Annotated in this window: 24 protein-coding genes; 8 read left to right on the top strand and 16 right to left on the bottom strand. The window is 34.7% G+C overall.

The genetic code is table 11. The features are described 5' to 3' along the window. Positions 1–3 precede the first annotated feature (3 nt). The 3 genes from JS605_RS02500 to JS605_RS02490 are packed head-to-tail and all read right to left on the bottom strand — an operon-like array spanning position 4 to position 1799. Positions 4–630, bottom strand: a complete 627-nt coding sequence (locus JS605_RS02500; protein WP_239000236.1) for a DUF2490 domain-containing protein — start codon at positions 628–630, stop codon at positions 4–6. A gap of 43 nt (positions 631–673) precedes the next feature. Continuing rightward, entirely contained in the window at positions 674–1246 is a 573-nt protein-coding gene (locus JS605_RS02495) for a hypothetical protein (protein ID WP_203256099.1), read from the bottom strand. Then, positions 1236–1799, bottom strand: a complete 564-nt coding sequence (locus tag JS605_RS02490; protein WP_203256098.1) for a DNA-3-methyladenine glycosylase I — start codon at positions 1797–1799, stop codon at positions 1236–1238. The genes JS605_RS02495 and JS605_RS02490 overlap by 11 nt, the downstream gene beginning before the upstream one ends. A 194-nt stretch (positions 1800–1993) precedes the next feature. Here JS605_RS02490 and JS605_RS02485 point away from each other — a divergent pair, with 194 nt between their 5' ends. Both JS605_RS02485 and JS605_RS02480 read left to right on the top strand, forming a co-directional pair. After that, positions 1994–2614 (top strand): thioredoxin family protein, encoded by a 621-nt coding sequence (locus JS605_RS02485; RefSeq protein WP_203256097.1) that lies wholly within the window; start codon positions 1994–1996, stop codon positions 2612–2614. A 151-nt stretch (positions 2615–2765) separates the two neighbouring features. Next, a complete protein-coding gene (locus JS605_RS02480) occupies positions 2766–3386 on the top strand; it encodes a thioredoxin family protein (protein WP_203256096.1) in 621 nt (206 codons plus the stop codon). Here JS605_RS02480 and JS605_RS02475 read toward each other — a convergent pair. From JS605_RS02475 to JS605_RS02465, 3 genes are read right to left on the bottom strand one after another with little or no spacing between them, the layout of a single operon-like run. Beyond that, entirely contained in the window at positions 3370–4092 is a 723-nt protein-coding gene (locus JS605_RS02475; protein ID WP_239000235.1) for a hypothetical protein, read from the bottom strand. The genes JS605_RS02480 and JS605_RS02475 overlap by 17 nt on opposite strands. A gap of 52 nt (positions 4093–4144) precedes the next feature. Continuing rightward, positions 4145–4834, bottom strand: a complete 690-nt coding sequence (gene truB, locus JS605_RS02470) for a tRNA pseudouridine(55) synthase TruB (protein ID WP_203256095.1) — start codon at positions 4832–4834, stop codon at positions 4145–4147. Next, positions 4834–5631, bottom strand: coding sequence for an undecaprenyl-diphosphate phosphatase (locus JS605_RS02465; RefSeq protein ID WP_203256094.1), 798 nt, complete (start codon positions 5629–5631; stop codon positions 4834–4836). Before JS605_RS02465 ends, truB begins: the two co-directional genes overlap by 1 nt. Positions 5632–5710: 79 nt before the next feature. On the opposite strand from JS605_RS02465, the gene JS605_RS02460 reads away from it, so the two are divergent. After that, positions 5711–6838, top strand: a complete 1128-nt coding sequence (locus JS605_RS02460; RefSeq protein WP_203256093.1) for a glycerate kinase — start codon at positions 5711–5713, stop codon at positions 6836–6838. A gap of 35 nt (positions 6839–6873) precedes the next feature. Here the strand turns inward: JS605_RS02460 and JS605_RS02455 are convergent, their stop codons facing one another. Further along, positions 6874–7128: a DUF3098 domain-containing protein gene (locus JS605_RS02455; RefSeq protein ID WP_203256092.1), complete on the bottom strand. Its 255-nt coding sequence runs from the start codon at positions 7126–7128 to the stop codon at positions 6874–6876. 423 nt (positions 7129–7551) lie between these two features. After that, complete coding sequence (locus JS605_RS02450; RefSeq protein WP_203256091.1) at positions 7552–8430, bottom strand: cell division protein FtsX; 879 nt, start codon at positions 8428–8430, stop codon at positions 7552–7554. Positions 8431–8598: 168 nt separating this feature from the next. Here JS605_RS02450 and JS605_RS02445 point away from each other — a divergent pair, with 168 nt between their 5' ends. The 5 genes from JS605_RS02445 to mgtE are packed head-to-tail and all read left to right on the top strand — an operon-like array spanning position 8599 to position 15190. Continuing rightward, entirely contained in the window at positions 8599–12036 is a 3438-nt protein-coding gene (locus JS605_RS02445; protein WP_203256090.1) for a leucine--tRNA ligase, read from the top strand. A 2-nt stretch (positions 12037–12038) separates the two neighbouring features. Then, positions 12039–12365, top strand: coding sequence for a DUF4286 family protein (locus JS605_RS02440; RefSeq protein WP_203256089.1), 327 nt, complete (start codon positions 12039–12041; stop codon positions 12363–12365). A 3-nt stretch (positions 12366–12368) separates the two neighbouring features. After that, on the top strand, positions 12369–12926 hold the full coding sequence (locus JS605_RS02435) for a hypothetical protein (protein ID WP_203256088.1): 558 nt from the start codon (positions 12369–12371) through the stop codon (positions 12924–12926). Between the two features lie 59 nt (positions 12927–12985). After that, complete coding sequence (gene rsmA / locus JS605_RS02430) at positions 12986–13762, top strand: 16S rRNA (adenine(1518)-N(6)/adenine(1519)-N(6))-dimethyltransferase RsmA (RefSeq protein WP_203256087.1); 777 nt, start codon at positions 12986–12988, stop codon at positions 13760–13762. Positions 13763–13816: 54 nt separating this feature from the next. Continuing rightward, the gene (gene mgtE, locus JS605_RS02425; protein WP_203256086.1) at positions 13817–15190 is read left to right on the top strand and encodes a magnesium transporter; all 1374 of its coding nucleotides are present in this window, start codon (positions 13817–13819) and stop codon (positions 15188–15190) included. Positions 15191–15313: 123 nt separating this feature from the next. Here the strand turns inward: mgtE and murI are convergent, their stop codons facing one another. From murI to JS605_RS02385, 8 genes are all read right to left on the bottom strand, one after another. Continuing rightward, positions 15314–16093 (bottom strand): glutamate racemase, encoded by a 780-nt coding sequence (murI, locus tag JS605_RS02420; RefSeq protein WP_203256085.1) that lies wholly within the window; start codon positions 16091–16093, stop codon positions 15314–15316. 69 nt (positions 16094–16162) lie between these two features. Continuing rightward, positions 16163–16669 carry an OmpH family outer membrane protein gene (locus JS605_RS02415; RefSeq protein ID WP_203256084.1) on the bottom strand — a complete coding sequence of 169 codons (507 nt, stop codon included), beginning with the start codon at positions 16667–16669 and terminating at the stop codon, positions 16163–16165. A 35-nt stretch (positions 16670–16704) separates the two neighbouring features. Beyond that, positions 16705–17733 carry an OmpH family outer membrane protein gene (locus JS605_RS02410; protein ID WP_203256083.1) on the bottom strand — a complete coding sequence of 343 codons (1029 nt, stop codon included), beginning with the start codon at positions 17731–17733 and terminating at the stop codon, positions 16705–16707. 176 nt (positions 17734–17909) lie between these two features. Further along, positions 17910–20525, bottom strand: coding sequence for an outer membrane protein assembly factor BamA (gene bamA, locus JS605_RS02405; protein ID WP_203256082.1), 2616 nt, complete (start codon positions 20523–20525; stop codon positions 17910–17912). Beyond that, positions 20497–21237, bottom strand: coding sequence for an isoprenyl transferase (locus JS605_RS02400; RefSeq protein WP_203256081.1), 741 nt, complete (start codon positions 21235–21237; stop codon positions 20497–20499). The genes bamA and JS605_RS02400 overlap by 29 nt, the downstream gene beginning before the upstream one ends. Then, positions 21237–21923 (bottom strand): type IX secretion system protein PorG, encoded by a 687-nt coding sequence (gene porG / locus JS605_RS02395; RefSeq protein ID WP_203256080.1) that lies wholly within the window; start codon positions 21921–21923, stop codon positions 21237–21239. The genes JS605_RS02400 and porG overlap by 1 nt, the downstream gene beginning before the upstream one ends. Before the next feature lie 98 nt (positions 21924–22021). Next, on the bottom strand, positions 22022–22906 hold the full coding sequence (locus JS605_RS02390) for an NAD kinase (protein ID WP_203256079.1): 885 nt from the start codon (positions 22904–22906) through the stop codon (positions 22022–22024). 3 nt (positions 22907–22909) lie between these two features. Beyond that, positions 22910–23569, bottom strand: coding sequence for a CBS domain-containing protein (locus JS605_RS02385; RefSeq protein ID WP_203256078.1), 660 nt, complete (start codon positions 23567–23569; stop codon positions 22910–22912). Positions 23570–23594: the final 25 nt, after the last annotated feature.

The following is a 23594-nucleotide window of genomic DNA, read 5'->3' as shown; positions in this document are numbered from 1 at the left end:
TTTTTAAATCTTTAAAACTCCAGTAGTCAACAAGAACAGTTGATGTGTCGTGTCTACATTAAATGCACCTAAACGGTATTCTAATCCCGTTTGTAATTTTAAATCTTCGGTAATTTGCCAACCTATTTGAGATGCTAACCTAATATCTGTTTCTGGTTTATTGGCCTGGCTTAAGCTTAATAAGCTTTCAACAGTGCTAACTAGGTAAGCCTCACCAATATCTAACTTTTCGCCATTTATTGGAAAATCTACAGCGAAACGGTAGCGCTGCCTAAAAACGGTTTCGTTTTCAAAAAAACGTTGCTCACTTCTAAAACGATGTCCATAACGTACACCTAGTTTTTGTGTTTTGTAATTGTACTGTTCTGTGAGTCTTAATTCATTAGAACCCTCATTAAATACAACCCTATTTCTGTATTCAACACCTAAACTCAAAGAATGGTTATAGTTAAAATGTAAGGTGGAAAAATGAGCGAAATCAACTTGTTGCTGCTTTAACAGTAGGGCATTGTTTTTATACAAGAAATAACGCGCTTCCAGGGCGAAACTTACGGTGTAAGATTGTGATGCTTTATGGTTTACTGCTAATACCGATTCGCCAAAACCTGTAAAGTTATTTTGTGCAGACAAGTTTACATTTGTAATATACAACCCAAAGAAAAGAATAAACAATTTAATATAGCGCATGTTCGTATGAAGATGAGGTAACTTTACGAGAACTTTTAAAGTTGCCATTTTTGTCAAAAGTAAATTCGCTTAATTCACGTAGTTTATCAGTTTTTGTTTCGGCAATAATTTCAAAATTTGTATGTCTATCATTAGGGTTGTCAATAATGTGTTGTATAAAGGTTTTATCGTTTGCATCAGTGTAATTTACATACTGTTTCTGAATTTTTAACAGTCGTGTTTTTTTATAATTGGCATCAAAAAAAGTCATGATTTTAGTGAAGACTTCTTGAGGAATATGTCTTTTTTTAATTACTATTTCAATATCTTCCAATTTGCCCAGAGTATCAAACTCTGCACTGTAATAGAGTTGGTGTATTTTAAACTTTGCCTCAAAGCTTTTTTTATTACCATCAGTCTCACGATAAAATTTTAGGTATTTCACTTTATCAGAGAAATTGTTAAAGTAGTTTTGGGCAACTTTGGGAAACTCAGAAAGCGGTATACGCTCTTCCCTTTCATCTTTAGTTTGGGAAAAGGAAAAAGAAAACCATAAAAGGCAAATAAAACTATACTTCATGATACCTAAAACAACTTACTTCATGATCGTTTACTATACCAATAGCTTGCATGTATGCATATACCACTGTTGTACCTACAAACTTAAACCCCCGTTTTTTTAAATCTTTACTAATTGTATCACTTAAAGTTGTATTTGCAGGTGCATTTTTATAATCCGTTAAAGCATTTTTTATGGGCTTACCATTTACAAAACCCCAAATGTACTTACTAAAACTACCAAATTCTTCTTGTACCTTAATAAAAGCTTGGGCATTGGTAACGGTAGCGTTAACTTTTAATTTGTTACGAATAATACCAGTGTTTTGCAGTAATTCAGCTATTTTATCTTGATTGTAAAGTGCTATTTTTTTATAATCAAAATTATCAAAAGCGTTTCTAAAGTTTTCACGTTTACGTAATACAGTTATCCAACTTAATCCAGCCTGAAAAGTTTCTAAAATTAAAAATTCAAACAGTGTGTCATCATCATATACAGGAACGCCCCATTCTTCATCGTGATATGCCTCATAAAGCGGGTCGCCTATGCACCAGCCACATCTTTGTTTATTCATATGTTTATGGTTTTAAGGATTAAAGTTACTCTTTTTTTAAATATTTAGTAAGCAAAAATTCAGTAAAATATTCTTAAAAATAAGAACAAGATAATACACCCCATGCCACATTTGGTCGGTAAAAAAAAGCATTGTATTGCATTTCGTAAGGATGTTATTAAAAGTGAGACAAACAAGATATTAAATGAAAGAAAATGATACACCCAACAATTCAAGAAAGTTTAAATAAGAGCATATCTTATAAAGCCTACAAAGATTTAGTAAACACTTTGGCAGAGACTAACGGTACTACAGGTATAGAACAAACAGAAGCATTAATTAATTACACCAAGCTTAATGCTCGCCGTATGAAACGTTGGGATAAAACCTTAAAAGTATCGGAAGCTACTAAAGCCAAGGTTTTAGAGTTCAATACACCTACAACATGGTTGGTTATTACGGAAAGCTGGTGTGGCGATGCAGCACATGTTATTCCTGTTTTAAATAAGTTAGCTGAGCTCAATCCCAATATCAATTTAAAATTAGTGCTTCGCGACGAGAATTTAGAGCTTATGGACATGTTTTTAACTAATGGTGGTAGAGCTATTGCTAAGTTGGTTGTAATTGATAATGAGACAGGGCAAGTTCAGGATTCTTATGGGCCAAGACCAAGCGAGGCAACCGCTTTGGTAAATAATTATAAAGCCGAATATGGTAAATTAACTCCAGAATTTAAGGAAACTTTACAAGTCTGGTATAATAAAAACAAGGGACAAAATATTATTGATGATATAACAAAAATGCTTTGCAGGTTTAAACCTGAAGTTTGTATTTAGTGTTGAATAAGGTTAATACTAATATAAAAAGTAGCGCTTTGCGCTACTTTTTTTGTTAAAATATACCTGTTTTTTTTAAACATGATAAAAGTCAGCGGATTACGATAGCCTTCCGATTAAATTTGCCACACAGTCTTAAAAAGTATGTATCATGAAACGTATTATAGAATCTGGGATTAAGCACAGTATGTCGTACAAAACATATCGTGCGCTAGTGAAAGAATTGACGCAAAACAATGCAACAACTGGTCATAATCAATCAGAAGTATTGGTAAACTATACAAAGTTGAATGATAGACGCATGAGGCGTTGGGATAAAACTTTAAAAGTCCCAGCTTCATCAAGAGCAAAACTTTTGCAATTCAATCTTAAAATCACTTGGTTGGTAATTGCCGAAAGTTGGTGTGGAGACGCTGCACATGTTTTGCCTGTCTTAAATAAAATTGCCGAAATTAATCCTAATATTACCTTTAGAGTAGTACTTCGTGATGAAAATCCGCGGTTGATGGATGCATTTTTAACATATGGCAGTAAAGCTATTCCTAAACTCATAATCATTGATAGTACTACTGGAGATGTTATAGATACTTATGGCCCGAGACCAAGTGAAGCTACTAGTTATGTGAATAGATTTAAAGCAATTAATGGTATGCTTACAGAGGGCTTTAAAAAAGATTTGCAGCATTGGTATAATGACAATAAAGGGAAAAATATAATAGAAGATATTATTGAAATATTAATTAGGCTAGAACCCTCTAACGTTTGCCTATAAAGTTAAAGGTAATTGAGCCTATTTGACTTTTTTTAGAAGCATCTTTGCTAAACCTTGAGTCTTTAGCATATTGCAGTGCATGCTCAATTAAACATTCATTTGATGAGGTAGATGATGTGTTTGTGTAGGCGTCAATCACATTGCCACTTGCGTTTACCGTTATGTTTACTACAATTTTCCCACTTGTTTCACAGAGATACACGGGAATAGGAATATAAATATCATCACGGTTTTTTAGCGAATAGCTTACAGTACTTTTAGTATTAGCCCCTTCTCCTTGTTGTTTTTTTAGTACATCATTTACTTTACTAAAAGATGATAAATCCTCACTTTTAAGCTTAGCTTGGTTGTTGTTTTTATATTTAGATTTAAAGCTTTCTAAGGCTTCCTCACTATTTATGGAATTAGAGCGAGGTTCATAATCCTCAGGAGGCGCAATGGTTTTATAAGCTTGTGCAAAATGTTTGTTGTTTTTGGTTTCGTTAAATGCTTTGTTGGTTTCTGCTTTAGCATTATTGTTGTTTTCTAAAGCTTCCAGTACTTTAATTTCTTCCTCGGTAAGTTCTTTTTCAGGTTCTAGTTCATAATAGCTTTCGGCCATTCTCTCATTCTGTTTTTTTAAACTTAAGTTAAAAACAGAGAGTACTACGGTACCTGTAATGAGTAGTGTTAATAATAGGGCTTTATGTTGATTTGTTAGGTTCAAATCGATGTTTTAGCAATGTTTTTACACTGAAATATACGTAAATATTTAGATTTTAGTTTTTTAAACTACTGATAAAGGCCTCAATAGACATGCCATTTTCTACATTAAAGTCTCCAATTTTGGTGCGTCTTAAAGTTGACAAATGCGCTCCAGAGTTTAATGCTTTACCAAAATCGTTAGCTAAGGAACGAATGTAAGTGCCCTTACTACAAACCACCCTAAAGTCAAGTTGGAGGTCATTAATTTTAGTAATTTCAAATTCTAAAATAGATACCGTTCTCGATTTTATTTCAACGTCTTCTCCCGCTCTGGCAAACTCATACAAACGTTTTCCGTCTTTTTTTATAGCTGAAAATACAGGAGGAAATTGTTGAATGTCTCCAATAAAAGCCTTAGTGGTGTTATGAATTGCATCTTCCGTGATGTGTTCCGTTGGAAATGTCTTATCTATTTCAGTTTCTAAATCAAAAGAAGGGGTTGTGCTTCCCAATATAAATGTACCAGTATATTCCTTTACTTGCCCTTGATACGTATTTATTTCCTTAGTTTTTTTGCCTGTACAAATTACTAATAACCCTGTTGCTAAAGGATCTAAAGTGCCGGCATGTCCTACTTTTATTTTTTTAATGTTGAAGGCTTGCCGTATTTCCCAACGCAATTTGTTAACCACTTGAAATGACGTCCAGTTTAAAGGTTTATCAATGAGTAAAACCTGTCCAGAAAGGTAATCTTCAGCAGTCATTAGTTATTCAAAAGAGATACAATAATTGCAATCACACCAACAATAACACAGTAGATAGCGAAATACGATAATTTGCTTTTCTTTACCAAGGCAATCATCCAAGTACAGGCAAAAAGACCTGCTACAAAAGCTGCTACAAAACCTATGGATAAGGCCGTAAAATTTTGACTTTCAGTAGAAATATCGCCACTTAAAATATCTTTAGCAATCTTTCCAAAAATTAAAGGCACCACCATTAAAAATGAGAAACGTGCGGCTTTGGTTTTATCATTTCCTAATAATACTGAAGTTGAAATAGTAGCTCCAGAACGTGAAATTCCGGGAAGCATGGCAATGGCTTGAGAAATACCTATCATAAAAGCATTGGCAAAACTTACCTTTTTATTAGTGTCTTTCGCCTTGTCTGCAAGAAATAGGAGTAAAGCTGTTATGATTAGCATACAACCTACTAGTAAAATGTTACCGCCAAATAAAGCTTCTAATTGTTCTTCAAAAAATAAACCTACAATTACAGCTGGTAGCATCGACACCACAATTTTTGCTAAAAATTGCATATCCTCATTCCATTTAAATTTTAGAATGCCTTTAATAATGTCCAGTATGTCTTTTCTAAATACAACTATGGTGCTTAATGCTGTTGCAAAATGAAGCACAACAGTAAACAATAAGCTTTCCTCAGGTACAGAATTATCGCCTAAAATGGCTTTTCCCAGTTCTAAATGTCCACTTGAAGATACAGGTAAAAACTCAGTAAGTCCTTGAATAATACCAAGTATGATAGCGTCTATAATATCCATGCCGCAAAAATATTAAAATAGTGATACAAATGAAGTTTTGTGGTCTAAACTTTAGGAAAATGAGTTGTATTTTAGAGGAATGAAAATTGTTTTAGCACCAGATAAGTTTAAAAACTCGTTAACAGGATTGGAGTTTTGTAATGCTGTAGAAAGTGGTATTCGAACAATAATTCCAAATTGTGATATTATAAAATTACCACTTGCTGATGGTGGGGATGGTACTATTGCAGTTGTAAATTATTATTTAGCGGGTAAGGTTGTTAAAGTAAAGGTTAGTAATCCGTTTTTTAAACCTGTAGAGGCATCGTATTTGTATGCATCATCAACAAAAACCGCCTTTATAGAGATGGCAGAGGCATCCGGTGTAAAATTGCTTAATCCAGAACAATTGGATTGTAAGAATGCTACAACCTTTGGTACTGGAGAATTAATAAAAGATGCTATAAAAAGAGGGGTAAAAACAGTGATTTTGGGTATTGGTGGAAGTGCTACAAACGATTGTGGCATTGGAATGGCCAGTGCTTTGGGGTATCATTTTTTAGATGGGGATGACGCTGAGGTAAAACCCATTGGGGCAAATTTATCACAGATAGAAACAATAGATATTTCCAAAGTACATCCGAAACTTAAAGATGTGAATTTTAAAGTAGCTTGTGATGTGTCTAACCCTTTATATGGAGAAAACGGAGCGGCTTATGTGTATGCGAAACAAAAAGGCGCAACCCATTTGGATGTTGAAATGTTGAATACAGGACTTGAAGATTTCTCTAAAATATTACAACGCACTTTTAATGTTGATGCACAGTTGGTTATGGGTGCAGGTGCAGCTGGCGGTATGGGGATAGCATCAAAAGTGTTTCTTAATGGATATTTAAAATCGGGAATTGAATTGATAAAGGATTTGGCGCAATTTGATAAAAATATAAAAGATGCAGATTGGATTATTACAGGTGAAGGTAAGTTGGATGCTCAAACTTTTTCAGGAAAAACAATAAAAGGGGTTTTAGCTTCTACGGAAGCACAAAAGATAAAAGTAGCTGCGTTTTGTGGTGCTGTAGATTTAAACGAAACTGATATTAAAAGATTAGGTTTGGAATACACCGATGCGATTATACATCATGCCAAAGATTTTGAAGATGCTATGAAAAACGATTTTAGTTATGTAACAAAAATGGCAGAGCATTTTGCTAAACAGCATTTGATATGAATTGGCTTTGTCTTTTCTACGTAAGCAGGAATGAGTTACTTCTTATCAGGATTCAATAAAATGGCATAAATCTGGATAACAAAGCCTATTAAAACTAAAGTTGGTGCCAGACGAATACGTCTCCAAGAAAATATTTCGGGATTGAAAACATTTGGGTCGTCGCTACCGCCACCAGCCATTAAAATAAAGCCAAGAGCAATACAAGCTAAACCGATAAACATGAATTTGTAGTTTTTCTTGCCAAAAACAAATGTTGGTTTTGCGGCGTCCTTACGTTTTTTTTCTCCCATGGTTTAATAGAATTAATGCAAAGTAAATGATTTATTTAAGATGAAGTGTTAATATGGGTTTAAAATTTCTTTTGTTTTTAAGGTTCTACTTTGAAACTTAGAAAGTCTAACTGTTTATATTTCCAAGTCCTCTTGGGAAAGCAAGGTGTTCCCCTCCTTGGAGGGGTTAGGGGAAGGTTTTAGAGCAAGAGTGGCGCGTTAGGGATTGCAGAGGAAAGCCCACAGCCCGACGCAGGAGGTGCGAGGACTTGGAACGTAAAGCCCGACCCTTGTGGTAACCTGCCTGCCGGCAGGCAGGCGCCCAAAAAATTTTAAAAATTAATTCATGCATATGGTTTACAGGCAAAGATCTCGCTAAGAAGCGGGATTAGTTCAACTAACAATTTTGAGTGCGTCTTATAGACTTTTCAAAATAGAGTTTTACTAATAATACAACTCATCTGTTTTTAAATTCAAGAAGCGCTGTGTGGCAAAATGGGTGCTTATCCAAGTAATTACGATGCCTAAGGCAAAAACTATCACAAATAACAATACCATTAAAAAGGGATTTGCTAATAAGTTTAGCTCAGAATAAGATTGGTTCACAAAGTAAAGAATGAATCCCATACCTATTTGAGCTAAAATAGCTCCTACAATACCCAAACGAATACTTTTCCAGATGAACGGACGACGAATAAAACGCTTGGTTGCGCCCACCATTTGCATGGTCTTAATTGTAAAACGTTTAGAGTAAACAGCTAGCCTTATGGAACTATTAATCAGTAAAACAGCAATCAGCGTAAAAATGCCACTAATAAACAAAACCCAGAAGCTAATCTTTTTAACATTATCATTTACTAAATTTACTAGGTCGTTATCATAAATAACTTCATCAACAAACTTTTTATTTAATGCTTCTGTTGAAATTTTTTCCAGGTGCTCAGAAGTCACAAAATCTGCTTTTAAATGTACATCTATAGAGTTTTGTAGCGGATTATAACCCACAAAATCCATAAAATCCTCGCCAGTTTCAGCTTTCATAAAAGCTGCAGCCTGTTCTTTTGAGACATATTCGGTAGACTTTACATAATTAGCCATGGCTAAACTTTTTTCAAGTTGTTTGCGTTCTACGTCTTTGGCCGTGTCTTTTAGGTAAATGGTAACTACTACTTGCTCTTTAAAATGGTCGGATACTTTTTTGGCATTCAATACCAGCATCCCCAATAAGCCCAATAAAAATAATACCAAAGCTATGCTGATGACCACAGATATGTACGAGGATACTAGGCGACGTTTTTGGTGTTTTTCAAAGGATGAACTCATAAAGAAACTGGATTAATGTTGTAAAAATACTAAAGTAAAATAAATCGTTTTCAATAAGAACGTGTAAACTTTTAATAGTGGTATAATAAGTTTAAATTTGCGACTTTAATTCAGTATGCAGTGCGCAGTGACAGTTAGCGGTAACCTGAAAATTATATTAAAAAAACGATGACATACGATTTCAACGAAATTGAAAAGAAATGGCAAAACTATTGGGCAAAACACCAAACGTTTAAAGCCGAAAATAATAGTGACAAACCAAAATATTATGTTTTGGATATGTTCCCATACCCAAGTGGTGCGGGATTGCATGTTGGTCACCCGTTAGGATATATTGCTTCTGATATTTATGCACGTTACAAACGTCATCAAGGGTTTAATGTATTGCACCCGCAGGGGTACGATTCTTTTGGATTACCTGCTGAACAATATGCTATACAAACAGGACAACATCCAGCGATTACCACCAAGGAAAATATTACAACATATCGTAGACAGTTAGACCAAATAGGCTTTTCTTTTGATTGGTCTCGTGAAGTGCGCACGTCTGATCCTAGTTATTATAAATGGACGCAATGGATTTTTATCCAATTATTTAACTCGTGGTATAATAATACAAGTAATAAAGCTGAAGACATTTCAGAATTGATTGCCATTTTTAAAACTGAAGGAAACGCTAATGTAAATGCTGTTAGTGATGATGATGTTGAAATATTTGCAGCTAAAGATTGGAATGATTTTTCTTCTGAAAAACAGCAGCAAATCTTGTTACAATATAGATTAACGTATTTAGCTGAAACCGAAGTAAACTGGTGTCCAGCACTAGGGACGGTGTTAGCAAATGATGAGATTGTAAATGGTGTTTCAGAACGTGGAGGACATCCTGTAATTCGTAAAAAAATGACGCAATGGAGCATGCGTATTTCTGCCTATGCTGAGCGGCTGCTTCAAGGTTTAGAGAAGATAGATTGGACGGATTCGCTAAAAGAAAGTCAACGTAACTGGATAGGGAAATCGGTTGGAGCGCAAGTTGAATTCCCCATCCTATCCTTCCCCACAGGGGAAGCGAAACCAAGTATTAAAACTCAACCAGTGTATATGACAGGTGGGAATAATTCTCATTTGTTGTTAGAAAGAGCAAAAGAAATGCGTGCTAACCCAACTGAGGCTGAGGCTACACTTTGGGAACAGTTGAGAAATAAAAAATTGAATGCTAAGTTCAGGCAACAACATTTAATAGGAGATTATATTGTAGATTTTGTTTGCCTAGATAAAAAGCTGATTATTGAGGTTGACGGGAAAATACATGAGTCGCAAATTGAAGAAGATGCAATAAGAACAGAACGATTAGAGAATGATTGCTATAAAGTTATTCGATTTAAGAATGAGGAAGTTATTGGAGATATTGATCGTGTTTTAACTAAAATTCAAGAAGAATTATCACAAAGAAAATCCATCAAGAGTGAAAATCGTGAGAGTGAGCAAGTCCTTCCCTTAGGGGAGGATTTAGGAGGGGATACAATTTCAGTATTTACTACTAGACCTGATACCATTTTTGGAGTAAGTTTTATGACTTTGGCTCCAGAACACGATTTAGTGCCGCAAATAACAACTCCAGAACAAAAAGCTGAGGTTGAAGCTTATATTGAAGCAACCGCAAAACGAAGTGAACGCGATAGAATGGCAGATGTAAAAACTATTACTGGAGCGTTTACGGGAGCCTATGCGGAGCATCCGTTTACTAAAGTGCCCATCCCAATTTGGATAGGTGATTATGTATTGGCAGGATACGGTACAGGTGCAGTTATGAGTGTGCCTTGTGGAGACCAACGCGATTATGATTTTGCGAAACATTTTAATATTCCTATTCCAAATATTTTTGATGGTGTAGATATTTCTGAGGAAGCTTTTGCAGATAAAGAAAAAACCATCATAGCTAATAGTGATTTCCTAAACGGATTGAACTACAAAAAAGCAACTAAACGTGCTATTTACGAACTTGAAAAAATAGGGCAGGGTAAAGGAACCACAAACTATCGTTTACGAGACGCTGTATTTTCAAGACAGCGTTACTGGGGAGAGCCATTTCCTGTGTATTACGATGCGCATGGGTTGCCACAGATGATAGATGAGCAATTTTTACCATTAGAATTGCCTGAGGTAGATAAGTATTTACCAACAGAAACTGGCGAACCACCATTAGGTAATGCTAAAAAGTGGCATTGGTTACAGTATGGAGACAAAGCAGAAATAGTTTCTAAAGAGGAGTTTGAGAATTCCTCCCCTTTGGGGAGGTTAGGTGGGGCTCTAGAGCTAAATACCATGCCTGGGTGGGCAGGAAGTTCGTGGTATTTTAATCGTTATATGGATGCTAACAATCCAGATGCATTTGCAAGTGCAGCAGCGCTTGACTATTGGCAAGATGTAGATTTATACATTGGCGGTAGCGAACATGCCACCGGGCATTTACTATACTCTCGTTTTTGGCAAAAATTCTTGTTTGATAAAGGGTTAGTACCTACGGATGAATATGCTAAAAAGCTGATTAACCAAGGGATGATTTTAGGGACTAGTGCTTTTGTGTACAGATTGAATCACAATAATGATAAAGTCCCTCAAGTTTTTATTTCTGCTTATTTATATGAAGAGGGTATTGAAGGACAAGAGGAGTTTAGAGTTGAAACATACATGTCAAAGCTTCGAGAAGTTTTTGATAAATATATTCAAGATAAAAGTATTCCTGAAGTGATTTTTGGTAAAACAAAAATTCATGCAGATGTTTCATTTATTAACTCATCTGACGAACTTGATATTGAATCTTTTAAGAATTGGAGAGAAGAGTTTAAAGATGCCGAGTTTATAACTGAAGAAGATGGAACTTTTAAAGTTTCTCGTGAAGTCGAAAAAATGTCCAAATCAAAATACAACGTCGTAAATCCAGACGATATTGTTGCAGATTACGGTGCAGACAGTCTTCGTCTTTACGAAATGTTCTTAGGCCCGTTAGAGCAATACAAACCTTGGAATACTGCTGGTATTACTGGTGTACATTCTTTTTTGAAAAAATTATGGAAACTGTACCACCAAGGCGAAAATGGAAGTTTTTACCTTTCGAGTGAGAGTTCCCCTCCTTCGGAGGGGTTAGGGGAGGCCTTCAAGACTTTACATAAAACCATCAAAAAGGTTCAGGAAGATATTGAGAATTTTTCATTCAACACATCAGTATCAACCTTTATGATTGCAGTAAATGAGTTAACAAAACAAAAGTGTACTTCAAAAGCCATTTTAGAGCCGTTATTGATTTTAATCTCACCTTATGCGCCGCATATTGCTGAAGAGCTTTGGGAAAAATTAGGAAATAGTGAGTCCATTTCAACAGCACCATTCCCAAAATTTGAAGAGAAATATTTGGTAGAGCGTAGTAAAAACTATCCTATTTCCTTCAATGGGAAAATGCGTTTTACCATGGAGTTACCCATGGATATGAGTAAAGATGAGATTGAAAAGGCAGTTTTAGCAAACGAAAAAACCCAAGACCAATTACAGGGTAGAACACCTAAAAAAGTAATTGTTGTTCCTGGTAAAATTGTAAATATTGTCGGGTAATCATGAAGTTTATTTACAACGTTACAGCAAACATAGACGCATCTATCCATGACGAATGGTTAAAATGGATTAAAGAACATATTCCACAAGTTTTGGGAACAGGTAAGTTTGAAAAGGCTACCTTAACCAGAGTATTAGTAGAGGAAGATATGGGTGGTGTAACCTATTCCATTCAATACCATAGTTATTCAAGAGAGGCTTTAGATGCTTATTATCGTGAGGATGCTGATAGATTACGACAAGAGGGCTTAAAAAAGTTTGCCGATAAAATGTTGGCATTTAGAACCGAGCTTCAAATTATAGATGAGTATACTGTGAATTTCACGTAAATTATGATTGAAAATTTTTTGGAAAGTACCTCTACGAATTGGCAAAAGATGCTTCCAAGTTTATTAGTAAAGGCTCAAACAGAACTTTCTAAAAATTTTTGTAAAGTTAATTTTGATAAAAATTTTGTGCATGGACTTCCTAACCACCTTGAATATGGAATATATCTTTTCCGTATTAAAAGAAAAGAGGGGTTCTGTCCTATTGAATTCCAAAAGCAATGGAAATCAACACAACTTCCAAGAAAAGTTCCAAACATATCACTTAAAAGATTTGAAAAAAGGAATGATGTAGATAAAGAGTTTTATTTTTATATTGGGAAATCCGAAAAATTAACATCAAGAATAAAAGAACATTGTTTTCTGAAAACTAACAGTAGTACGTATAGTTTAAAGTTGAAACATCAAAAATACCTCCTACAATTTGTTGATGTTTATGTAAGTTATTTTGAAATCACAAATAAGAATATTGATGATTTAGATAAACCGATAATTCAATTCATAATAACTAACTTAGAAAAAGAATTAAGAGAGAGGTATAACCCTTGGGTAGGTAAACAATAATTTTTAACTAACAGCTAAAACCCAACAGCCAACACCCAAAAGCCAACACCCAAAAGCCAATGAGCGTAAGAGCAAAAAAACACCTAGGTCAACATTTTTTAAGGGATGAAAACATCGCTCAAAAAATAGCAGACACCTTATCTTTAAATGGCTATAAAAACGTTTTAGAGATTGGTCCTGGTATGGGTGTGCTTACCAAATATTTGCTGAAAAGGGATACTACAACCTATGTAATTGAAATCGATTCAGAATCGGTAGAGTACCTGCAAGCTAATTATCTTAATCTCGCTCCAAGAATTATTGAAAAGGACTTTTTAAAGTACGATTTAAACGAGGTTTTTAAAGGAGAGCCTTTGGCGATTATCGGTAACTTTCCTTATAATATTTCTTCGCAAATTGTATTTAAAACGTTGGAGATGCGCCATCAAATTCCTGAGTTTTCAGGGATGTTTCAAAAAGAAGTCGCGCAACGTATCTGCTCTAAAGGAGGTAATAAAATTTATGGTATTTTGTCTGTGTTGACCCAAGCCTTTTATGATGCTGAATATTTATTTACGGTACCACCTTCGGTTTTTAATCCGCCACCAAAAGTAGATTCAGGCGTATTACGACTCACAAGAAAAGAAAATTTTAAACTACCATGCGATGAGGTGTTGTTTTTTAGAGTGGTAAAAACAGCATTTCAACAACGCAGAAAAACGCTTCGTAACAGTTTAAAAACATTGGATTTGTCTGATATTTTAAAAGCAAATGTTATATTTGGCAAACGTCCGGAACAATTGACAGTTCAAGAGTTTATTGAATTGACGCAGTTGATACAATCCGACAGCAAATAAGCATCACATTTTTTTATTTGAATTTTCCAAAAGGGAAATTTATAAGTCAAGTTGATGGAAGAAGAAAAAGAAAACATACAATTTGAGCTAACCGATGAACTTTTGGCACAGGTTGAAGATCTTATTGCATCCCGAGAGGATAAGGAGCTTCAAAAATTGCTGAATGACTTTCATTACGCCGATATAGCTGAAATTCTAGATGAACTTAATCTAGAACAAGCTATCTATGTCATTAAATTGCTAGATTCTGAAACGACTTCTGATATACTAACAGAGCTAGATGAGGATATTCGAGAGAAAGTTTTAAAAAACCTTACCGCTCAGGAAATTGCCGAAGAGGTTGAAGAGCTTGATACCGATGATGCCGCAGATATTATCGCAGAACTTCCAGAAGAACGTCAACAAGCGGTAATAGACCGTATTGAAGACGAAGAACATAAGGCTGAAATTGAGGAATTATTAGCTTATGATGAGGACACAGCGGGTAGTTTAATGGCAAAAGAGCTGGTTAAAGTCTATGAAACTTGGACGGTAGCTGGTTGTATGCGCCGTATTCGCGGTCAAGCAAAGGAAGTAACGCGCGTACATTCCATCTATGTCGTAAATAAAGAAGAAAAGCTTATAGGTAGGCTATCTTTAAAAGATTTAATAGTAGCTAAAAGCGAGCAAAAAATCTCTGATTTGGTTAAGGTAAATGTGGATTATGTTAACGTAAAAGAGGATGTTGAAGATGTTGCTAAAATCATGGCAAAATACGACTTAGAGGCTATTCCCGTAGTTGATGAGCATAAAACACTTTTGGGGCGTATTACCATTGATGATATTGTAGATGTATTAAAAGAGGAAGCAGATAAAGATTACCAAATGGCTGCTGGTATTACAGGCGATGTAGATTCTGATGATAGTATTCTTCAACTCACAAGAGCAAGGTTGCCCTGGTTGTTTTTAGGATTAATAGGCGGAGTAGGTGCATTTATTATTATGGAAGGTTTTAAAGGCCTGTTTACTGGTAAAGCAGTAATACTATTCTTTTTTACACCCCTTATTGCTGCTATGGCAGGGAATGTAGGGGTGCAATCTAGTGCAATTATTGTGCAAGGTTTAGCGAACGATGATGTAAAAGGAAGTGTAAATAGTCGTTTATTAAAAGAAATGCTATTAGCAGCGTTAAATGGAATTATACTCGCCCTTTTCTTATTTGTGTTTATTTGGATATTTGAAGGAGAGCTAAACACTGCATTAGCCATATCGGTCTCATTAGTAGTGGTCATTATTGTAGCAGGTCTCATAGGTACATTTGTGCCCTTGTTTTTGGATAAACGTGGTGTAGATCCAGCTATTGCAACTGGGCCATTCATTACAACAAGCAATGATATTTTAGGAATTCTGCTCTATTTCTGGATTGCAAAAATGATTCTTGGTATTTAATATTTGGGCGTTACCCACAAGGGGTCGGGCCTACCTGTCGGCAGACAGGCTTTCTACTATATCTTTTTTGCAGAAAAAGCAAAAAAGGATGCCGTTGCAATCCCTAACGCAGTTCGTTTAATTTTAAAAATTTAGGTGTTTAACGTCAAAACCTTTACCCAAAAGGGAATACATCACATCTATACTACCATTAGTATAAAACTTAAGATTTATAGCCTCAGCTGATAAATTCAATAGATTATTTTTTTCTAGTACAGCTTTAGTCTGTCGTGCTACGGCTTCTCCAGAATCAATTATTTTCACATGATTAGGCAGTAATTCTAAAAGTATAGGAATTAAATAAGGGTAGTGCGTGCATCCCAAAACTAAATGGTCAATATTAGCGTTGAGCATGGGTTGTAAATATTCTAAAAGTAATGCCCTCATAGTATCAGAATATAGCCTTCCATTTTCAATCAGCTCTACAATACCTTTACCTTCACGCTCAATAACTTTAATATGACTAGCAAAACGATCTGAAGTTTCAGAGAATAAAGCGCTAGACAGAGTACCTTTAGTAGCAAGTATACCAATAGCATTGGTTTTTGTATTGAGTGCTGCTGGTTTTATGGCGGGTTCTATTCCAATAAAAGGTACGTCATAGGTATTACGTAAATAAGCTATGGCATTGGTGGTGGCGGTATTGCAAGCTACAACTATAATTTTGCACCCTTTTTTTAATAGAAGCTCTGTGTTTTTTATACTTAGCTCTTTAATTTTTTCTGTGCCTTTTGGACCATAAGGTGCATTAATGCTATCGGAAAGGTAAATAGTATCCTCATATGGTAACAATCCATGGATTTCTTTCCATATGGAAGTGCCACCAACGCCAGAATCAAAAATACCAATGGGGTTATTACTCATAGTTTAACAAAAATAAAAAAAGCTGCTTCGTTAAAAAGCAGCTTTAAGTAAGTTATTTGTGTGGGTAGATTAAATTCCTAAAGATGCTTTTACATCTGGTAATAAATCTTTACCATCAGCCATAATAGTTACGCTTTGAGATGAATCCAATACATAGTCAAAACCTTGGGCTCTAGCTACTTCTAAAATTTTAGCTTTGGCTTTTTCAGTAATAGGTTTTAATAAATCAAATTCTTTTTTCTGTAAATCTTGCTGTGCATTTACTTGATACTCACGGATACTTTGTTCCATGGTTTGTACTTCTTTAGCACGATTTGTGTTTTCTTCTTTAGTTTTTGTTGCCGCTTCTTTATCATAAAGCTCTACCTTTTTTTGGAATTCAGCACCTAAATTCTGTAACTCAGTTTGATAAGTCTTGGACAATGTTTCTAATTGAGACTTTGCCTCTTTCATTTCAGGCATAGCTTGAATTAGTTCTTGGGTATTTATATGAGCAATTTTGCTTTGCGCCCCAACAAAACTAACCATACCTATACATAAAGCAGTTGCGAATAAAATTGATTTTAAATGTTTCATTTTCAAAATAGTATTAATGTGTTATATTTTTAAGTTTATTTATTGTTGTTTATGCTATCTCTAACTTTTTGCTTTTCTTCTAGAGCTTTTTTACGATCCTCTAATATTTTCTTTTTCTTTTCCTCTAACGCTTTTTTACGAGCTTCTCTCTCCTCTAATTTCTTTTGTCTATTTTCTTCAATAAGTTGGGCTCTGGTTTTAGTTTCCGTTTGCTCACTTTTTGTAGTGTTCTCTTCTTTAGCTTTAGTAGCTTCGTTTTCAGTATTACTAGCTGCAGCTTTATTTCTGGTTTCTAGCTTGGCTTGTTTAGCTTTTTCGCGTTCTTCTATTATTTTTTGACGTCTTTCCTCAGCTTCTTTTTTCTTTGCTTCTCGTGCTGCTAATATTTCTTGTCTGCGTTTTTCAACGGCACTCTCTCTCGCTGCTTTTTTCTCTTCTAGAGCCTTTTCTCTAGCTTCCTGTTCGTCATTAATCTCAGGAATAGTCTCCTCGGCTTGAGCCGCTTTTCGTTCTGCTTTGGTTTGTGCTTGTTTACGTTTTGAGGACCTAGTAATAGCCCTTAAAACTTGATCGCTGATATCAAATCGTTCTGCAGAATAAAGCATTACAACATCGGCAGATTTATCAAAAATAAAATCATACTTTCTACTGGCTGCCATATCTTGAACTGCTGCAAAAATTTGGTCCTGTATAGGTTGCATTAATTGTTTCTGTTGAATCATTAAATCTCCATTTGGCCCAAAACGCTTTTGCTGATAGTCTAAAATTTCTTTTTCCTCAAAAGCAATATCTTCTTCACGTTCTTCAATAAGCTCATTGGTTAAGAGTACTTTTTCGTTACTTAAGTCTTTTCGTTTTTGTACAATTTCAGATAGTTTAGCCTGAATATCGTTTTTCCATTTTTGTGCTTTACTGTCTAATTGAGACATTGCTTCTTGGTATTCAGGGACATTTTCTAAAATATATTCTGTGTCAATATATGCGATTCTTACACCGCGTTGTGCATGTACAGAAACACTTAGCATAACTACTAATGTCAATAAAAAAAGAACGTTTTTTTGCATCTGTGTTATAGTTTAATTTATGTTTTATAAATTCTAAAAACGACAGATGATTTTATTTTCCTGTCACTTCTTTGAATCTCATCTTCAAAATTAACGAAATTTAATCTTAAAAATTTTAATTCTCATTCAAATCATCAAAAGGTTATTAGAAAATATCGTGCCAAAGTATTTTTATACTAAAATTGCTGACCTATAATAAAGTGTGTTTCCCATGCACCACTCGATCCTGGCTGACCTGGAATATCATCGAAACGACGCCCAAAATCTATCCCTAATAAACCAAATGCTGGCATAAAAATCCTTACTCCCAAACCAGCAGATCGCTTTATGTTAAACGGATTAAAATCTCTAAAACTATTATAAGAATTACCACCTTCTAAAAAGCCTAGTGCATAAATTTTTGCAGAAGCTTTTAATGTTACAGGATAACGCAATTCTAAGGAGAATTTGTTATAAATACTTCCACCGTCTTGGGAAGAAAGTGATTGATTTGGATATCCTCTTAACTGTACTACTTGGCGACCATCTAGCGCAAAATTGCCTAACCCATCCCCACCAACAAAGAAACGTTCAAAAGGAATAACTCCTCTATCATTATTATAAGCACCTAAAAATCCAAATTCTATACTTGGGCGTAACACTAAGTTTTTCGTGAGTTCGGTATACCAATCGGCCTTAAAGTTCACTTTATAAAACTCTAACCAATTAAAACGTTCTTGGTCTATTTCACTTATTCTGTTATTTGCAGCTGTTCTTTCTACTTCACTGGATGATTGATCCCTTAAAATTTCATTTTGTTCGTCTCGCTCATTAATTAAGCCTTCATAATCTACACCATCAAATAAAGACCACGGCGGCGATAGCTTAGCGGTAATTGAAAAATTAGAACCCCCTGTTGGGAATATAGGGTCTATGCGTGTATTATTTCTAGTAATTCCTAAGGTATAAGATAAGTTTTTAGAACTTCCATCTCCAAATGTAAATAAACCGGTGTTGTAGTTATTTAAATCGTAAACTTGATAACTTAATGCTTGCGATAGTGTAAAAAAGTTATCTGGGACTGTTAAACGTTTTGCTAAACCTAGGGTAATCCCTGTGATGTTGAAACTTCTGCTTCTGTCTGCACGGCCATTGAAACGATTAAACAAAAACTGCTTTGTATGGGATAGTGATACCGAGAACTGTACGGGACGTTTACCTCCTAACCAAGGCTCTGAAAATGAAAAGCTATAGGTTTGGAAAAAACGACTGGCTTGCAAGCGTAATGCTAGTTTTTGCCCATCTCCCATTGGGATAGGTTTGTAGGCATCCTTATTAAAAATATCCTTCATAGAGAAGTTGTTAAAGGATAACCCCAAGGTACCAATAAAGCCACCACCACCATAACCACCTTGTAATTCTATTTGGCTGGAACCTGTTTCTTTAATAGAAAATTCCATGTCTATTGTCCCTTCATTAGGATTCGGGTTGTTAAAATTAGGAGCGATTTCTTGAGCATCAAAAAAGCCTAATTGTCCCAATTCTCTCACTGTGCGTACAACATCCGCTTTACTATATAATTGTCCAGGGCGTGTGCGTAATTCTCTGTAGATAACATGATCGTTTGTCCTATCATTACCTACAACTGATACATTATTAAAGTAAGCTGGTTTCCCTTCAGAAATTCTAATTTCTAAATCGATAACATTGTCTTCGGCACTTACTTCTACTGGATTTATAGAGGAAAACAGGTATCCGTTATTTTGATATAGATTGGCTATATCATCACCATCGGGTTTGGTGTTGTCTTGTATACGTTTTTGCAGCATCACACCATTATATGTCTCACCTTCTTTAATGCGAATGTATCTATCTAATTGTTCATCTGTATAAACAGTGTTGCCAATAAAACTGATCTTTCCAAACTTGTATAGGTCACCTTCTTCCAATTTAACGTGTATAGAAATGGTTTTATCGTTATTAACACTAATACTATCAGAAATAATACGTGCGTCGCGATACCCATTTTCTGCATATTTATCTATTACACTAGCAAGGTCAGCTTGATATGCCGAATCTATAAATTTAGAGCGCTTTAAGATGCGTAAACGATTAATCTTTTTAGTGCTTTTCATGGCTTTTCTAAGCACTTTTTCTTTTAAAGCAGAATCGCCTTCAAAAATAATATCTTTTATTTTTACTTTCTCTCCTTTATCTATAGCTACTACCATATTTACTCTAGCTTTATCCAGAGTATCTTTAACTTCTATAGTGTTTATATTGACTTTAGCGTTATAAAACCCTTTTTTCTTATACTTTTTCTCAAGGAAGTTTTTGGTGGTAGTTATAAGGTTTTCTGTGACTTTTGCGCCCTTTTTAAGTTTGTTTTCGTTTACAATACTTTCTACCTTACTCTTTTTAACACCAGTAACTTTTACATCTATTAATTGAGGTAGGTCTGACAAACGAATTTCCAGAAAAGCAGAATTGCCTTCGATGTTTTTTAGATATATTTCAATATCACTAAATAACTTAGATCCCCAAAGCTTTTTAATAGCATTGGCAATATCTTCTCCTGGGATTTTAATTTCCTTGCCTTTTTTTAAGCCAGAGTAGGCCACTACAGTTTGTTCGTTAAAACTTGTGTTGCCAGACACGGAAACACCACCTATAACATAAGTTTTTCCATTTTCAAATTCTATGTTCTGAGCTTGAAGCGTAAAGCTAAATACAATAAAGAATATTGTAATACATGCTTTTAAATAAGGTTTCAATAGAAATGTATTAGCTAAGTTGTTCACTTGTTTTCCCAAATCGTCTTTCTCTTTTTTGATATTCTATAATAGCTTTATACAAGTCTTCTTTTGTAAAATCAGGCCAAAGTACTTTTGTAAAATACAATTCGGCATAAGCTATTTGCCAAAGCAAAAAATTACTAATACGTTGTTCGCCACTAGTTCTTATGAGCAAGTCTACGTCTGGTAAATTTTGCGTGTAAAGATGCTTATTTATAATTGATTCATCAATAGCTTCGGGCGAAATTATGTTATTTTTAACTTTATTACTAATTTCTTTAACAGTGTTTAGTAATTCTTCCCTGGAACCATAACTTAAGGCTAAAGTTAGGGTCATTCTAGAGTTCTTTTCTGTTGCAGAGATTACATCGTTTAGTTCTTTGTGTACCTTTGGTGGTAATAGGGTTAGGTTACCAATGGCAGAGAGCTTTATATTGTTGTCCTGAAGCGTTTTTATTTCTTTTTTCAAGGATGAAATTAACAGCTTCATTAATGTTTTAACTTCTAGTTTTGGACGGTTCCAGTTTTCAGTGGAAAATGCATAAAGTGTTAAATTTTTCACACCTAGTTCTGCTGATGCTTCTACTACTCTACGTACAGATTTTGTGCCATTTTCATGTCCAAAAGCTCGTATCATACCCTGCTGTTTTGCCCAACGCCCATTACCGTCCATGATAATGGCGATATGCTTAGGCAATGCTTCGAGTAATATATTGCTTTTTAAATCCATTAATTAATACAGTAGCATGGGTTTTGCCCAAAAGTGTAAGTTAAGGTTATTCCCGTAAATGTATACCAATCGTTATTATTTATATTTCCAAAACGAAATTGTTGCCTAAAATCTGCATCGGGTACACTGCCATCAATTTCATCAGAAAATGTATAACGTGCACCTACTTCCATGGCAAATATAAAGTTTCCAATTAAACGCATTTTAAAACCTAAAACCATTGGTATGCCATAAGCCCAACTTTTGCTATTTTCTGAGGTTAAAACATCATTGAAAAAAAAGTAATTATCATGTCTTGCTACACTTATACCAGTGTACAAGTATGGTGTTGCAACGGGTTTACCATTGTGTAGATTAAAATCTAGAAAGGTAAATTCCATTCCAGCTGATACTTCAAGCAAGCTATTGCTGAAACTATAGCCACGTTGTTGGCGTCTTATATCGTGAGAATTTAAATCTATGCCCTCTAACTCTGCATAAATCAAGGATACTCTGTAGGAGTGTCTTGCGCTTCTATTCCATTTATAAATACCACCAAAAGCAGTTTGGTTTGGCGATATATAATCTGTAGCACCAACATCACCAATAAAATTACTACCACCCACAAATACGCCAATTTCGTTGATTTGAGAGAAGCTAAGTTGTAATGTTAACAAGCTAATTATTAATAGGTTTAAGTGCCGCATAGCTATTTAAAGTTTGCAAATATAATAAATAAGATGAGCCTATTGCAATTTGAATTGAATAGTATGAACGTAAAACAGATTTTCTACGGAATTATTGTTTAATTTCGGTTATCCTCACCCCACAACATTTTTTTACGAAGTGTTTTTAAAAAGCTTTCATCAAGTAAATCAATCATCTTAATTTTAAAGTCAGCTTTTTTAATTTTTATAATAGTACCATTGTCTAAGGTAGCAATTCTTGAGTCCAAAGATACTAGATGTTGCTCCTCACGGCCACTTACCTTTAATTGAATTTCGGTAGAGTCGGGAATTATCAAAGGTCTTGCACTTAAATTATGTGGTGCAATGGGTGTAAGTACAAAGCTATTGGCTCCGGGCGTAATTACTGGGCCTCCACAACTTAGAGAATAACCTGTAGAGCCAGTAGGGGTAGATATAATTAAGCCATCACTCCAGTACGAGGTTAGGTATTGTCCATCAAGAAGCGTTTCTACGGTAATCATAGATGTTGTATTCTTACGGCTAACCGCTATTTCGTTTAGCGCAAAGTTTAGTTCTAAAATATCACTATTTTCAGGAGAAGTTTCTACAGAGAGTAAACTACGCTCTGAAATTTTATACTTACCGTCTATAATATTTTGAACAGCATTTTCGATATCCTCCACTTGAATCGTGGCAAGAAAACCCAGTCTCCCGGTATTGATGCCAACAATAGGGATATCTAAATTTGCAACAAATGTTATGGCTCTTAAAATAGTACCATCCCCACCAATACTAACCAATAAGTCGAATGACTTATCTAGTGTTTTAAACGTTTTAAATGAATTATAAAAATCTCTTTTTGTTGAAACGGATTGTAGTAATTCTGAAAATTCAGATTCTATATATACTTCCACATTCTTCTGCATTACATAGTTTAGCAGTGTGTCTACTGATGTGAGTGTGTAGGTATTATTAAAACGACCAAAAACGGCTAACTTCATACATTAAATATTTAAATATTTTTTTAAATAGTCCGACCGTTCTTTTAAATTCTGCGTAAAACTATCTTCTTCATGTCCAGAGGCAATATTATAACTGTAGCGCCTAAAGGTTTGAATAACATCATTTAGACTAGTATTCCCTATTTTTAAGGTAACTTGTACAATATCATTTTTCATTTTTGAAATAAATGCTCCTAGTAGTTTTCCATTATTGGATTCTACAATTTGGCTTATTTCACTAAAGGAGTAATCATTAATACCTTTTTCTACAACTAAAACACCACCAGCCTCATAGAAAAAGGGAGATTCGTTAAATAAGCCTATGATATCATTGAGCTCGTAATAGCCTAAATAATCTCCTTTTTCATTTAAAACGGGCATAATATTAGCCGAGTTTTGTGCAAATGCTTCCAGAACATCTAACCACATCGTATTTTCCCTAACGTAAAAATCTTCAATACTATACAAATAGTCACTTACTGATTTATTACTGTCAAAACAATGCACGTCAGTTTCAAAAAAGGTACCAGTAAAAACACCATTTTCGTCTTGGATTGGAATATGCGAATAAGTAAGCTGATTAAAAAGCTCTTGTAGCTCACTAATTTTACTGCTCGTCTTTGTGGGTTTTATATCGTTTATAATAAATTCTGAAAGTCTCATATACACTATGTATTACAATGCAAAT

It is taken from the genome of Hyunsoonleella ulvae (assembly GCF_016827605.1).
GTDB classification, from domain to species: domain Bacteria; phylum Bacteroidota; class Bacteroidia; order Flavobacteriales; family Flavobacteriaceae; genus Jejuia; species Jejuia ulvae.
Note: the sequence above shows the minus strand (reverse complement) of the source record. Positions and strands in the feature narration are given on the sequence as shown.

Bases quoted from the DNA above. Each gene is read 5' to 3' on its own strand.
- JS605_RS02495 (WP_203256099.1), bottom strand. From the start codon at position 1,246: ATGAAGTATAGTTTTATTTGCCTTTTATGGTTTTCTTTTTCCTTTTCC.
- JS605_RS02490 (WP_203256098.1), bottom strand. From the start codon at position 1,799: ATGAATAAACAAAGATGTGGCTGGTGCATAGGCGACCCGCTTTATGAG.
- JS605_RS02485 (WP_203256097.1), top strand. From the start codon at position 1,994: ATGATACACCCAACAATTCAAGAAAGTTTAAATAAGAGCATATCTTAT.
- JS605_RS02480 (WP_203256096.1), top strand. From the start codon at position 2,766: ATGAAACGTATTATAGAATCTGGGATTAAGCACAGTATGTCGTACAAA.
- truB (WP_203256095.1), bottom strand. From the start codon at position 4,834: ATGACTGCTGAAGATTACCTTTCTGGACAGGTTTTACTCATTGATAAA.
- JS605_RS02465 (WP_203256094.1), bottom strand. From the start codon at position 5,631: ATGGATATTATAGACGCTATCATACTTGGTATTATTCAAGGACTTACT.
- JS605_RS02460 (WP_203256093.1), top strand. From the start codon at position 5,711: ATGAAAATTGTTTTAGCACCAGATAAGTTTAAAAACTCGTTAACAGGA.
- JS605_RS02455 (WP_203256092.1), bottom strand. From the start codon at position 7,128: ATGGGAGAAAAAAAACGTAAGGACGCCGCAAAACCAACATTTGTTTTT.
- JS605_RS02450 (WP_203256091.1), bottom strand. From the start codon at position 8,430: ATGAGTTCATCCTTTGAAAAACACCAAAAACGTCGCCTAGTATCCTCG.
- JS605_RS02445 (WP_203256090.1), top strand. From the start codon at position 8,599: ATGACATACGATTTCAACGAAATTGAAAAGAAATGGCAAAACTATTGG.
- JS605_RS02440 (WP_203256089.1), top strand. From the start codon at position 12,039: ATGAAGTTTATTTACAACGTTACAGCAAACATAGACGCATCTATCCAT.
- JS605_RS02435 (WP_203256088.1), top strand. From the start codon at position 12,369: ATGATTGAAAATTTTTTGGAAAGTACCTCTACGAATTGGCAAAAGATG.
- rsmA (WP_203256087.1), top strand. From the start codon at position 12,986: ATGAGCGTAAGAGCAAAAAAACACCTAGGTCAACATTTTTTAAGGGAT.
- mgtE (WP_203256086.1), top strand. From the start codon at position 13,817: ATGGAAGAAGAAAAAGAAAACATACAATTTGAGCTAACCGATGAACTT.
- murI (WP_203256085.1), bottom strand. From the start codon at position 16,093: ATGAGTAATAACCCCATTGGTATTTTTGATTCTGGCGTTGGTGGCACT.
- JS605_RS02415 (WP_203256084.1), bottom strand. From the start codon at position 16,669: ATGAAACATTTAAAATCAATTTTATTCGCAACTGCTTTATGTATAGGT.
- JS605_RS02410 (WP_203256083.1), bottom strand. From the start codon at position 17,733: ATGCAAAAAAACGTTCTTTTTTTATTGACATTAGTAGTTATGCTAAGT.
- JS605_RS02400 (WP_203256081.1), bottom strand. From the start codon at position 21,237: ATGGATTTAAAAAGCAATATATTACTCGAAGCATTGCCTAAGCATATC.
- porG (WP_203256080.1), bottom strand. From the start codon at position 21,923: ATGCGGCACTTAAACCTATTAATAATTAGCTTGTTAACATTACAACTT.
- JS605_RS02390 (WP_203256079.1), bottom strand. From the start codon at position 22,906: ATGAAGTTAGCCGTTTTTGGTCGTTTTAATAATACCTACACACTCACA.
- JS605_RS02385 (WP_203256078.1), bottom strand. From the start codon at position 23,569: ATGAGACTTTCAGAATTTATTATAAACGATATAAAACCCACAAAGACG.